General features: G+C 74.7%; 18 protein-coding genes. 14 read left to right on the top strand and 4 right to left on the bottom strand.

What is annotated here, in order from left to right; genetic code table 11:
- Positions 1–9 precede the first annotated feature (9 nt).
- Positions 10–537, bottom strand: a complete 528-nt coding sequence (locus ASF50_RS08800) for a hypothetical protein (RefSeq protein ID WP_056904082.1) — start codon at positions 535–537, stop codon at positions 10–12.
- Positions 528–1,097 carry an RNA polymerase sigma factor gene (locus ASF50_RS08805; RefSeq protein WP_235557598.1) on the bottom strand — a complete coding sequence of 190 codons (570 nt, stop codon included), beginning with the start codon at positions 1,095–1,097 and terminating at the stop codon, positions 528–530. Before ASF50_RS08805 ends, ASF50_RS08800 begins: the two co-directional genes overlap by 10 nt.
- Before the next feature lie 213 nt (positions 1,098–1,310).
- Here ASF50_RS08805 and ASF50_RS08810 point away from each other — a divergent pair, with 213 nt between their 5' ends.
- From ASF50_RS08810 to ASF50_RS08865, 12 genes are all read left to right on the top strand, one after another.
- A complete protein-coding gene (locus tag ASF50_RS08810; RefSeq protein WP_056904083.1) occupies positions 1,311–1,784 on the top strand; it encodes an Asp23/Gls24 family envelope stress response protein in 474 nt (157 codons plus the stop codon).
- Between the two features lie 4 nt (positions 1,785–1,788).
- A complete protein-coding gene (locus ASF50_RS08815; protein ID WP_200919082.1) occupies positions 1,789–2,136 on the top strand; it encodes a hypothetical protein in 348 nt (115 codons plus the stop codon).
- Positions 2,137–2,514: 378 nt separating this feature from the next.
- The gene (locus ASF50_RS18455) at positions 2,515–2,691 is read left to right on the top strand and encodes a DUF2273 domain-containing protein (protein ID WP_082500291.1); all 177 of its coding nucleotides are present in this window, start codon (positions 2,515–2,517) and stop codon (positions 2,689–2,691) included.
- The gene (locus tag ASF50_RS08825) at positions 2,684–3,097 is read left to right on the top strand and encodes an Asp23/Gls24 family envelope stress response protein (RefSeq protein WP_056904085.1); all 414 of its coding nucleotides are present in this window, start codon (positions 2,684–2,686) and stop codon (positions 3,095–3,097) included. Before ASF50_RS18455 ends, ASF50_RS08825 begins: the two co-directional genes overlap by 8 nt.
- A complete protein-coding gene (locus ASF50_RS08830; RefSeq protein WP_056904086.1) occupies positions 3,094–3,621 on the top strand; it encodes a DUF6286 domain-containing protein in 528 nt (175 codons plus the stop codon). Before ASF50_RS08825 ends, ASF50_RS08830 begins: the two co-directional genes overlap by 4 nt.
- Entirely contained in the window at positions 3,618–4,196 is a 579-nt protein-coding gene (locus tag ASF50_RS18975; protein ID WP_056904087.1) for a hypothetical protein, read from the top strand. The genes ASF50_RS08830 and ASF50_RS18975 overlap by 4 nt, the downstream gene beginning before the upstream one ends.
- A gap of 325 nt (positions 4,197–4,521) precedes the next feature.
- Positions 4,522–5,625: a glycoside hydrolase family 26 protein gene (locus ASF50_RS19900; protein ID WP_056904088.1), complete on the top strand. Its 1,104-nt coding sequence runs from the start codon at positions 4,522–4,524 to the stop codon at positions 5,623–5,625.
- A 69-nt stretch (positions 5,626–5,694) separates the two neighbouring features.
- Positions 5,695–5,919, top strand: a complete 225-nt coding sequence (locus tag ASF50_RS08845; RefSeq protein ID WP_056864463.1) for a hypothetical protein — start codon at positions 5,695–5,697, stop codon at positions 5,917–5,919.
- A 17-nt stretch (positions 5,920–5,936) separates the two neighbouring features.
- A complete protein-coding gene (locus tag ASF50_RS08850) occupies positions 5,937–6,395 on the top strand; it encodes a hypothetical protein (protein ID WP_056904089.1) in 459 nt (152 codons plus the stop codon).
- A gap of 95 nt (positions 6,396–6,490) precedes the next feature.
- Entirely contained in the window at positions 6,491–7,333 is an 843-nt protein-coding gene (locus ASF50_RS08855; RefSeq protein WP_056904090.1) for an aldo/keto reductase, read from the top strand.
- Complete coding sequence (locus tag ASF50_RS08860; protein ID WP_056904091.1) at positions 7,333–8,406, top strand: alanine racemase; 1,074 nt, start codon at positions 7,333–7,335, stop codon at positions 8,404–8,406. The genes ASF50_RS08855 and ASF50_RS08860 overlap by 1 nt, the downstream gene beginning before the upstream one ends.
- Before the next feature lie 52 nt (positions 8,407–8,458).
- Complete coding sequence (locus ASF50_RS08865; RefSeq protein ID WP_056864467.1) at positions 8,459–9,217, top strand: peptidylprolyl isomerase; 759 nt, start codon at positions 8,459–8,461, stop codon at positions 9,215–9,217.
- A 154-nt stretch (positions 9,218–9,371) separates the two neighbouring features.
- Here ASF50_RS08865 and ASF50_RS08870 read toward each other — a convergent pair whose 3' ends face one another.
- The gene (locus ASF50_RS08870) at positions 9,372–9,866 is read right to left on the bottom strand and encodes an OsmC family protein (RefSeq protein ID WP_082502919.1); all 495 of its coding nucleotides are present in this window, start codon (positions 9,864–9,866) and stop codon (positions 9,372–9,374) included.
- Between the two features lie 105 nt (positions 9,867–9,971).
- Here ASF50_RS08870 and ASF50_RS08875 point away from each other — a divergent pair, with 105 nt between their 5' ends.
- The gene (locus ASF50_RS08875; RefSeq protein ID WP_056904092.1) at positions 9,972–10,265 is read left to right on the top strand and encodes a hypothetical protein; all 294 of its coding nucleotides are present in this window, start codon (positions 9,972–9,974) and stop codon (positions 10,263–10,265) included.
- Between the two features lie 119 nt (positions 10,266–10,384).
- Here ASF50_RS08875 and ASF50_RS18980 read toward each other — a convergent pair whose 3' ends face one another.
- Complete coding sequence (locus ASF50_RS18980) at positions 10,385–10,528, bottom strand: hypothetical protein (protein WP_156697893.1); 144 nt, start codon at positions 10,526–10,528, stop codon at positions 10,385–10,387.
- Between the two features lie 214 nt (positions 10,529–10,742).
- Between ASF50_RS18980 and ASF50_RS08880 the strand changes: the two genes are divergently transcribed.
- Entirely contained in the window at positions 10,743–11,741 is a 999-nt protein-coding gene (locus ASF50_RS08880; RefSeq protein ID WP_056904093.1) for an NADP-dependent oxidoreductase, read from the top strand.
- Positions 11,742–11,788 lie beyond the last annotated feature (47 nt).

Consider the following 11,788-nt stretch of genomic DNA (forward strand, 5'->3'; position numbering starts at 1 on the left):
TCCCCGTGCTCACACCAGGCGCGGGTCGCCCTCCACGACGTCGACCACGTCGATGTCGACGTCGACCGCGCCCCGGGGATCGGGCCCGACGAGCGACACCAGGAGCTCCTGGACCTCCCCGCGCACCTCGGCGGCCTCCGAGCGGACGTCGGTGCCGTAGGAGCACACGAGACCCAGTCGCACCCGGGTCACGCGCTCCTCGTCGACGTCCACCTGCACCGACGCCGGGGCGCTCGCGACGCGCTGCTGCGCCAGACGCCTCACCGCCGAGCGCACCACCCGGCTGGAGACCCAGGTGCGCGAGCCGTCGGGGTCGTGGTCGACGCCGCCGTCGGCGCGTCGCAGCAGGACCGGGTCGGCCGGCACGACGGTGCGCCGCACCCGCTCGAGCACGGAGCTGCGCACACCCTCGAAGCCGCCCGGGTCGTCCTCGCGCACGGCGCGCAGGGCGCGGTCGAGGAGCTCGCCTCCCACGACATCGGGCTGGTCGGCGCCGACGAGGTCGTCACCGTCGTCTCGCTGCGGCTCTACCGCCATCGCGCCATCCTCTCCGCCAGGGTCCGCCGTCCGCGGTGCAGGTGACCACGGACGCTTCCGACCGGGAGGGCCAGCGCCTCGCCGATCTCGTCGTACGACATGCCCTCGACCTCGCGCAGCAGCCACACCGCGCGCTGGTGCCACGGTAGTTCGTCCAGCGCCTGCTGCAAGGCCGCCAGCAGCTCGGCGTCGAGCACGTCCTGGAGGGGGTTGTCACTGGCCTCGGGCACGAAGCGCGACAGCAGGTCGTCGTTGATGGGCGTGGGACGCCGGTGGCGCTGCAGGTCCACCGCACGGCGGTGGACCAGCCGGAAGAGCCAGGTCTTGAGGCTGGAGCGGCCCTGGAAGGTGCCGAGGTCCTTCCACGCCGAGATCAGCGCCTCCTGGGTGACCTCGGCCGCGTCGGTGTCGTTGCCGCCGACGAGCCGCAGGGCGTAGCGGTACATCCGCGGACCGTAGCGGTCCACGATCTCGCGGAAGGCCTCGGCGTCACCCGCGCCGACGGCGCGCACCAGCGCTGCGTCGGAGGCTTCCTCCTCGGGAGGCTCGGCGGTCACCACGGCTCCATCCTGTCCAGGCAGGCCCACCGACCTCCCCACCCCAGTGGTCCCCACTCCTCGCGGGGACCGCGTGCTCCACATCACACCACCAGATCCGTGACGATCGGGGAGGACGGCACGACTACCTCCTGTCAGACGCACGACGTGCGTGCACCGTCAGCGCGGGGACACCACCCGCGCAGCACGACGACCAGGGAACAGAGAGGTTCACCCATGACCGAGAAGAAGCCCGAGACCACCGCCACCACGACCACCGACGTCGCCACCCGCGGCACCGGCGCGCTCGCCAGCGAGCAGGGCCGCACCTCGATCGCCGATGCCGTCGTCTCCAAGATCGCCGGCATCGCCGCACGCGACATCAGCGGCGTGCACGCCCTCGGCGGCGGCACCGCCCGCGCCGTCGGCGCCCTGCGCGACCGCATCCCCGGCTCGCGCACGAACCTCAGCCAGGGCGTCGCCGTGGAGGTGGGCGAGCGGCAGGCCGCCGTCGACCTCGACCTCGTCGCCGAGTATGGCGTCTCCATCGCCGACCTCGCCCAGGCCGTGCGCCGCAACGTCGTCGGCTCGGTCGAGCGCATGACCGGCCTGGAGGTGACGGAGGTCAACATCACCGTGCACGACATCTTCCTCGACGACGGCTCGGACGACGCCGACACCTCGGCCTCCAGCGCCCCGCGGGTCGAGTGAGCGCGTGACCGAGCAGCCCGAGGACCTCGGCGTCTCCGACCGGCACCCGGCCGGGTCGTCCGACGACGCCCCGGAGCAGGTCGACCTCGTCGCCGCGGCCGTCCTGGCCGTGCCCGGGGTGGCCGACCTGCACGGCGGCGTGCTTGGCGAGGTCGCGACCTACCTGCCCGGGCGCCGGGTCTCCGGCGTGAAGCTGCTGGAGCCCGGGGCCTCGGTCCACGTCGTGCTGACGTGGGGCGCCGCCGTGGCGACGACCACGGCCGCCGTGCGCGAGGTGGTCCGTCCCCTCGTGCCCGGACCGGTCCACGTCGTCGTCGAGGACGTCGAGCCCCCGGGCGGCGCGCCCCGATGAACGACCCCGACCTGCGCGCCCTGCGCCGCGAGGCCGCCCGGCGTCACCACCCCGACGTGGGTGGGGACGCGGCGACCTTCGTCGCGGTCATGCGATCGCTCGACGCCCTCGAGGCGGCGCGGGCGGCAGGGAGCACAGGGAGCACAGCGGGTCGCACCGCAGGAGGCACCCCGACCGCCGGGGTCGGGCCGTGGGGGGACGGCCCGGCCGCCGGCCCGGCGTCCGCCCCCACCATCACCGTCACCTCGACCGCGGCGTCGCGGGCCAGACGAGCAGTGCGCACCACGAGCCGCCGGCTCGTGGGCGACGTCAGACGCCGCATCCCACGGTCGTTGCCCGGCTCTCGCCGCTACGGCCAACTCTGAAGGAGACACCACCATGACCACCTCCACCATCGGCCTCATCGCCGGACTGCTGCTGGCGATCGCCATCGTCGTCGGCGGCCTGCTCGGCCTGCTGCTCGGCGTCGTGCTGGGCGGAGCCGGCTACCTCATCGGCGGCCACGTCGACGGCGAGCTCGACCTGGGCGCGCTGGTGCGGGGCCGTCGTGGCTGAGCCCGCCCTCGCGCCCCCGGAGGACCGGGGTCGCCTCGACGTGCGCACGCGTGCCCTCCAGCACGTCGCGGAGCGCGCGGCGCTCGAGGCGCCCGGCACCGTGTCGCGCCGCCCGGCGATGGGCTCGGCCCTGGGGTCCTCGGTGGGGTCGGCCCTGGGTCGCCTCACCGGATCCGGCTCCCCGCACGCCACCGTCACCGTCCACGGGGCACGGGCCCGCGTCGAGGTGGACGTCGCTGCCGTGTGGCCCTGCGCCGTCTCGGACATCGCCGAGGGCGTGCGGGCCACGGTGCAGCGCGAGACCTCCCGCATCAGCGGGATCGACATCACGACGGTCGACGTCACCGTGCACCTCGTCGAGGCTGAGCCCGCCGACGACCACGGGCGAGGGGGGCGGGTCCAGTGAGCCGTCGCAACCCGCCCCGTGGCCGACCGGCCGTCGTGCCCGTGGCCCTGCTCCTCGCGCTGGCGCTCGTCGCGCTGGCCGTCGTCACCGTGCGCGACCTCGCCGTCGCCCAGGGGTGGACCGGCGGCAGTCCCTGGCTGCGCGACGCCGTGGACGGCCTCGACGGACTCGGCGCCACGACCGCGGTCGTGGTGACCGCCGCGGTGACCGGTCTCGTCGGGCTGGTGCTCCTCGTGCTGGCCCTCAAGCCCGCCCCGGTCGCGCACCTGCCGGCCACCGCCGACGGCGACCTCTGGGTCTCGGCGCACGCCGTGGCCGCCCTGGCACGCCAGCGCGCCGACCGCAGCAGCGGCGTCGTCGGCGCCAGCGCCACGGTCTCCCGCCGTCATCGCGTGCGCGTCGAGGTCATCGCGCCGCGCGACACCGACCAGACCGTCGCCGGTGTGCGCGAGACCGTCGCCGCCGATCTCGACGGCTTCTCCCCCGCCCGCATCTCCGTCCACGCCCAGGAGGCACCGCGATGACCGCGCCCGCGAAGACCGACCGCCTGGTCGTCGCCCTCGTCGGGCTGGTGCTCGTCGCCGTGTCGCTGGCCCTCCTCGACTGGCGCTTCGGGTGGGTGCTGTCGTGGGGGGACACCCTCGACACCGCCCCCGTCGACGACGTCCTGGCCACCAGCTGGTGGCCGTGGGCCTCCGCCGCCGTGGGGGTGCTGCTCGGCCTGCTCGGCCTGGCCTGGGTCCTGGCCCACCTCAGGCCGGCGTCGGTCCCGGCGCTCCGGCTCCCGGCGAGCGGCCCCGAGGGTCGCCTCGAGGTCGACCTCCGCTCGCTGGCCCACGCGACCGCCGCGCGCCTGGAGTCCCTCGCGCCGGTCACGGGCCTGTCGGGCACCGCTCGCACCCACCGGGGCTCGACCGTGGTCGAGCTGAGGGGCCGCGTCGAGGAGACCGCCGAGGTGCAGGAGCTGCGCGACGCCGTCACCACCGTGACCCGCGAGGTGGAGCAGGCCTTCCCGGCCGGCGACGTGGCGGTGCGCGTCGTGCTCGACAGCCCCAAGGCGGCTCGCCGTGAGCGCACCGACCGGGTGCGGGTGCAGTAGCGGACCCGATCGGCGCGACATCGACCCCCGACCCCTCGACCTGAGGGATCGGGGGTCGTTCGTCGTGCAGGTCACACCGTCGGCCCCCGGGGGTCTGGACCACTGCCCCCCTCCCGGGGTGAGTGGCTCCCCGACCGGGGCGAGGGGTGCGACCCTGGTGGGGCGACCCGTCCCCCACGGGCCGTGACCCGCCGGCCCTCCCCCGCACGACACCGGCCCGCACGACACCGGCTTCCCCGAGCCGGCGTACGGCACCGTCGCCCCCCCACCCCACCCGCGCGCGACCACCCATCGTCCGCGACCACGACCGCCCCCGAGGTCTGCCATGTCCCACCTGGACCCCCTCCCGCCCCGCCGCGGGCTGCGTCGCGCCCTCGTGGCGACCGCGCTCGCCGCCGCCACCGTCGTGGGGCTCGGCGCGCTGCCGGCCGTCGCCGACTCGGCACCGGCCCCGGCCGCCGTCGCGGGCGCAGCCGGTCCGCTGGCCGCGGACACCGTCGACAAGCCCGTGGCCACCGCCCTCGACCGTGTGACGCGCACGACCCGCAAGGCCCGGGCGAAGACCCTGCCGGCCCGTGTCTTCGGCCTCGCCATCCCCGGCGCCCCCACGGAGCTGTCGGAGGCCGACGCCCTCGCCTCCAGCCTCGGCCGGCGCGCCACCCAGCTCACCTTCTACTCCTCGTGGCACTACGCCGCCGACTTCCCCACCGCCGACGCCCGCCGGGTCGCCTCGACCGGTGCCGTGCCGGAGGTCACCTGGGAGCCCTGGGACCCCGCTGTCGGCACGCCCGACCAGCCCGCCTACTCCCTCGACCGCATCGCCGGCGGCGCCTTCGACGCCTACGTCACGCGCTGGGCGCAGCAGGTGAAGGCCTACGGCGCTCCGGTCGCCTTCCGCTTCGCCCACGAGATGAACGGCAGCTGGTACCCCTGGTCGGAGGGCGTCAACGGCAACACCTCCGGCGACTACGTCGCGGCCTGGCGCCGGGTGGTCGGCATCTTCCGCTCGGTCGGGGCGACCAACGCGATCTGGACCTGGACCCCCAACGTGCCCTTCCCCGGGTCCGTCGCGCTCCCCGGGCTCTACCCCGGCGACCGGTGGGTCGACCGGGTCGGCCTCGACGGCTACAACTGGGCCGGCCTCATCCCCTCCACCTCCTGGCAGTCCTTCGGGGAGGTCTTCGGGCCCGGCCTCGCCCAGCTCACCTCGCTGACGGCCAAGCCCGTCTTCATCGGCGAGGTCGGCTGCCCCGAGGGCGTGGGCGACAAGGCCGGCTGGATCCGTGACATGTGGACCTACCTCGACCAGCACCGCGAGGTGCGCGGGCTGACCTGGTTCCACTTCCAGAAGGAGGCCGACTGGCGCATCACCAGCAGCCAGGCCTCCCACGACGCCTTCCGGGCCGGCGTGGGCGCCTTCGCCACCTGAGGAGGCCGACCGGCACCGACCCCCGTAGGGGTGGGGCCGCCGCCGCTGCTCGGCGCCTAGTTTCGACCCATGACCGAGAGCAACGAGAAGACCGAGGCCGTCCAGGCCGTCGTCGACCGCGTGACCTCCTACCAGGAGTCGGCCCCCGAGGGCACCGTCGAGGCCGAGCTGCGCAAGGGCCTCGGCGAGGCCGGCCTCGACCTGCCCGACGCCGACGTGACGGCCCTGGCCGAGGCGATCGAGGCCGCGGAGGAGGGCGACGGGCCGGTGCAGGCCGCGTCGGTGCTGTCCTGACCGGCGCAGCGCCCGAGGTGGGTTCCGGCGACGGTCCCGTCGCCGAGCACCGGCGCCCCGACGGCGTCAGTGACGCCACCGTCGAGGCCCTCGGCAAGATCTCCGAGGCCCTGGAGGCCGTCGAGGTGGCGCGCGGCCACCTCTACACCTTCCACCGGCTCTCCGGCACCGCCGACCTGACCCTCGGTGAGGGTGTCGAGCAGCTGCGCGAGGCCGGGCACACCGAGCTGGCCGACCGCATCGAGCGTGAGCTCGTGGGCCGCAACGTGATCGAGGGCCGCTGGACCTTCCAGATCATGGAGGAGTACGACGACACCTACTGGTCGGTCTTCCGCGACCTCGAGCGCACCGCCCGCGAGGAGCTCGTCGGTGGGCGGCGCCACCTCTTCGAGGCCGAGATGAAGGAGTCGGAGCGCACCCGCGGGCGACGCCACCACGAGGCCGCTCCCGACGACCGCGGGCCCCAGGGGCCCTGACCCGGCCCCTGACCCGGCACCTGGCCCGGCACCTGACCCGGCACCTGGCCCACGGGCGCGGTGGTGACGGGCGCCACGAGACTAGGTTGGAGCCCATGGCACCTGCGATCCCGGCCCACGACCTGCTCGACGGCACGACGCTCCCGGCCGTCGGGTTCGGCACCTACCCGCTGCGCGACGACGAGTGCGTCGAGGCCGTCGGGTCGGCGATCGCGGCGGGCTACCGCCTGCTCGACACCGCGGTCAACTACGGCAACGAGGCCGCGGTCGGCGAGGCGGTCAGGCGGGCCGAGGTCGATCGTGACGAGCTGGTGGTGACCAGCAAGCTGCCCGGTCGCGACCACGGCTACGACGAGGCGGTCGCCAGCGTCAGGGGCTCGCTGCGCGCTCTCGGGCTCGAGCGCATCGACCTGCACCTCATCCACTGGCCCAACCCGAGCGTCGACCGGTACGCCGAGGCCTGGCGCGCCCTGGTCGACCTCCAGCGCGACGGGCTGGTGCGCTCGATCGGGGTCTCGAACTTCACCGAGGCCCACCTGATGCGGATCATCGACGAGACCGGCGTGACCCCGGTGGTCAACCAGATCGAGATGCACCCGCACTTCCCGCAGGCCCCGATGCGTGCGGTGCACGAGCGTCTCGGCATCCGCACGGAGTCGTGGAGCCCCCTGGGCAAGCGCAACGCCCCCCTCGACGAGCCGGCCGTCACCGGCCCCGCCGCCCGCCTGGGCGTCACCCCGGGTCAGGTGATCCTGCGCTGGCAGGTGCAGCTGGGCTCCGTGCCGGTGCCGAAGTCGGCCACCCCGGAGCGGCAGCGGGCCAACCTCGACCTCTTCGGCTTCGAGCTCACCGACGAGGAGGTCGCCGACATCTCCGCCCTCGCTCGCGTCGACGGCCGGCTCTTCGGCGGGGATCCCGACACCCACGAGGAGATGTGATGGCGTCGGCCCCGCCGACCCCCCACCTCCGCGTCGACCTCGACCGCCTGCGCCGCAACGTCCGCCGCACCGCCGAGCGCGCCCGCAGCCTGCAGGTCTCGCTGCGCCCGCACGTCAAGACCCACAAGAGCGCCGAGATCGCCCGGCTGCAGCTGGTCTCCGGCGCCGTGGGCATCACCGTCGCCACCGTCGGCGAGGCCGAGGTCTTCGCGCGCCACGGCTGCACCGACGTCTTCATCGCCTACCCCCTCTGGCTCGACGACGACCGCGCCTCCCGCCTGCGCGACCTCTCCGAGATCTGCCGGCTCGCCATCGGCGTGGACTCCGTCGCCGGCGCCGCCAACGCCGGGCGCCGCCTCGGCGGGTCGGGGGTCGAGGTGCTCGTGGAGGTCGACTCCGGCCACCACCGCACCGGAGCGCCGGCGGACCGGGCCGGGGACGTCGCCGTCGCGGCCCGACGGGCCGGTCTCGTCGTGCGCGGGGTGTTCACCTTCCCCGGCCACGGCTACGCCCCGGGCGCCACCGCCGCAGCCGTGCGCGACGAGATCGAGGCCCTCCGCACCGCCCGCGACGCCCTGCTCGACGAGGGCATCGACGTGCGCGTCGTCTCGGGCGGCTCGACGCCGACCCTCGCCGCGAGCCTCGTGCCCGGTGCCGCCGACGTGGTCGACGAGCTGCGCCCCGGCGTCTACGTCTTCGGCGACGCCCAGCAGTGGGAGCTCGGCGTCGTCGAGCCCGCCGACATCGCGCTCACCTGCCGGGCCACGGTCGTCAGCCACGCCCACGGTCGCCTGGTGCTCGACGCCGGGAGCAAGGCGCTGGGAGCCGACCGAGCGGCGTACTCCTCCGGCTTCGGCCGGCTGCTCGACCACCCCGGCGCCCGGATCACCGCCCTCTCCGAGCACCACGCGACCGTCGAGCTCGGCGGCGCCGCCCTGCCCGCGCTCGGCTCGGTGCTCGACGTGGTGCCCAACCACGTGTGCTCCGCGGTCAACCTGGCCGACGACCTGTGGGTGGAGGAGGCCGGCGGCCTGCGCGCGTGGTCGGTGACGGCCCGCGGGCAGAACGGCTGAGCGCGCCGGGCCGCTCAGGCTGCTCTCACACCCGGCGCCTACGATCGGCGCCATGCGCACCCGACCCGCCCCCCGTGTCCTCGCCCGCCGCGCCGCGACCCGCCCCCTGGCCGCCGTCGCCGTCGTCGCCTGCCTCACCTCGCTCGCCGCCTGCGGGTCCGACGAGGAACCGACGGCCGAGGACACCTCCGCCGCGAGCCCCGCCACCTCCGAGAGCGCCTCCGGCTCCCCCTCCGACGACGGGTCCGCCGCCGGGTCGGGCTCCTGCGACTACCCGCAGGACGGTCAGCCCGCCAAGGAGGTCGACCCGCCCGAGACCACCCCCACCGTCAGCGGCGAGGTGAGCGCCGACGTCGCGACCAGCGCCGGCGACATCGGCCTGACCCTCGACGCCGACGCCGCACCCTGCACCGTCAACTCCTTCGTCAGCCTCGCCGAGCAGGGCTACTTCGACGGCACCACCTGCCACCGCCTCACCACCGAGGGCATCTACGTGCTCCAGTGCGGCGACCCGACGGGCACCGGCACCGGCGGGCCCGGCTACACCATCCCCGACGAGCTGACCGGCGAGGAGACCTACCCGGCCGGCACCCTGGCCATGGCCAAGACGATGTACCCCGACTCCGGCGGCTCGCAGTTCTTCATGGTCTACGAGGAGTCGCCGCTGCCGCCGGACTACACCGTCTTCGGCACCATCGACGACGCCGGCCTCGACCTGCTCACCGAGATCGGCGACGAGGGCACCGACAACGGCACCGGCGACGGCGCGCCCGCCACGCCGGTCGACATCGAGAGCGTCACCGTCGGCTGACCGGCTCCGCGGCCCCGGGTGCCCGGTTCTGGGGGCCCGGTTCTGGGGGCCCGGTTCTGGGGGCCCGGTTCTGGGGGCCCGGTTCTGGGCGCTCGGTCCTGGGCCCTCGGTCCTGGGCGCTCGGTCCTGGGCGCTCGGTCCTGGGCGCCCGGGCTCAGTGGCCCAGGTCGCCCGCGGCGTAGGTGACCGGCTCGCCCAGGGTGACCGTGCGCCCCACCGTGCACAGGCGCTCCTGCACCATCTGCAGGGTGCGCGGCACGACCTCGCGCGCCCGGTCGCCCTCGGGGCCCTCGGGGAAGGTCACGTCGAAGGTGACCCGCAGGTCCACCAGGTGGTTGCCCTGCTCGTCGCGCACCTTGTGCCCCTCGGCCCGCGCCGCGAAGGACGCGAAGGGCGACCGGTTGCCGGTGACGTGGTCGAGGTCGACCGCCCCGCAGCCGACGAGGGCGGCGAGCAGCAGCTCGACCGGGGTGAAGTCGGGGTCGTCGCCCGACCCGACCGGCAGCACGCCACCGCGGCCGTTGGTGGCCTTGTAGCGGCGCTCCCCGATGCGCTCGAGATCGACCGCCCGCCGGGTCGCGGGGTCTCGGCCCGGCTCGCGCACGTGGTCGGGGGTCGGGGCCGGGGGCTGCTGCGTGGTCTCGTCCATGCCAGCAGCCTCCCAGACACGCCCGGGAGGTCGTCCGGTTTGACCTCAGCGCCCAGCCGAGAGACGTTCGAGTGGTCCCCCCGCACCCCATCGGAAGGCGAGCACGTGCTCTTCCTGACCGAGAACGCCCAGTCCATCGTCACCGACCTCGCGGCCCAGCCGGCCCAGCCGGGCCAGCCCGGCGCAGCCGGCCTCCGCATCGTCTCCGAGAGCGAGGTGGAGCCGGCGCTGCTGGTGTCGACCGCCGCGGCGCCCGAGCCGGGCGACGTCACCGTCGAGCAGGACGGCGCCACGGTCTACCTCGACCAGACCGCCGCGCTGCTGCTCGACGACAAGATCCTCGACGCCGCCGTGCACCCCGACGGCAAGGTCGAGTTCGCCCTGGCCGTGCAGCCGTAGGACCCGGACCCGGCCCCAGGCGGGCCGGGGCCACGACGTACGACGGGCCCCCGACACCGGAGTGGTGTCGGGGGCCCGTCGTACGTCCGGGGCGCCGGAGTCCCTCCGGCGGCCCGGGCTCAGTCCTCGGCGGGCTCGAGGCCCAGGCGCACGCGTCGGCGGTGCGCCAGCAGGAGACCCAGGTTCCGCCGCTCGGTCGCCTCACGCTCGGGGCGGAACCTCGTCGAGGAGATCCCGTAGGCGACGTACAGCTGCGAGTTCATGGTGTCTCTCATCCCTTTCGCCCCGTCTCGGGGCTGGCGTCCGGTGTGCGGGTACCCGCACACCTGTCATTGGTCATCATCGTTTTCGACTCTTACATCGTAGCGACTGCTACACACCGCACCTCATCCTCGAGGCTGTGATGTCGCGCACCCGTCGACGCCCTGCCAGCACCACCTCCGTCGCCCCCTGGGAGCCGGTGGCACCATCGAGGACATGACCACCGAGACCCGCGAGATCCACCTGGCCCGACGACCCTCCGGCGCGCCCGTGCCCGACGACTTCCGCCTCGTCACCACCACGCTCCCCGACCTCGGCGAGGGCGAGGTGCTCGTGCGCACCGACGTCATGTCGGTCGACCCCTACATGCGCGGACGCATGAACGACGCGAAGTCCTACGTGCCCCCCTTCGCCCTCGACGCGCCCCTCGAGGGGGCCGCGGTCGGTGAGGTCCTGGAGTCGCGCGCCGAGGGCATCGAGGTCGGCGACACCGTGCTGCACGGGCTGGGCTGGCGCGAGCACGCCGTGGTGTCGGGCAAGGCCGTGCGCACGCTCGACGTCTCCACGCTGCCCGCCTCGACCTACCTCGGCGTGCTCGGCAGCACCGGGCTGACCGCCTACGTCGGCCTCACCCGCATCGCCGAGATGAAGCAGGGCGAGACCGTCTTCGTGTCCGGTGCGGCCGGCGCCGTCGGCTCCTCCGTGGGCCAGATGGCGCGTCTGCTGGGCGCCGGCAAGGTCATCGGCTCCGCCGGCTCGGCCGACAAGGTCTCGTGGCTGACCGACGACCTCGGCTTCGACGCCGCCTTCGACTACCACGACGGCCGGGTGAGCGACCGGCTGGGCGAGCACGGCCCGGTCGACGTCTACTTCGACAACGTCGGCGGGGAGCACCTCGAGGCCGCCATCACGCACCTCAACGACTTCGGCCGGGTGGCCGTCTGCGGCATGATCGCGGGCTACAACGACCCGAGCCAGGCCGCGGGCCCCCGCAACATGATGATGGTGGTGCAGAAGCGGCTGCGGCTGCAGGGCTTCATCGTGACCGACCACTACGACCTGGCCTCGGAGTTCTACGAGAAGGCCGGCGCCTGGGTGGCCGACGGCTCGCTGAAGCACCGGGAGACCTTCGCCGACGGGCTCGACCACGCCGTCGAGGCGTTCCTCGGCGTGCTGAGCGGCGCCAACACCGGCAAGATGCTCGTGCGGCTCTGAGCGAGCCCCCCACACGCCGTCGTGTGTGCGGGTCGTGCTGTGCTGCG

Origin of the sequence: Nocardioides sp. Leaf307 (assembly GCF_001423135.1) — a bacterium.
In the GTDB taxonomy this organism is placed as follows: Bacteria; Actinomycetota; Actinomycetes; order Propionibacteriales; family Nocardioidaceae; genus Nocardioides; species Nocardioides kribbensis.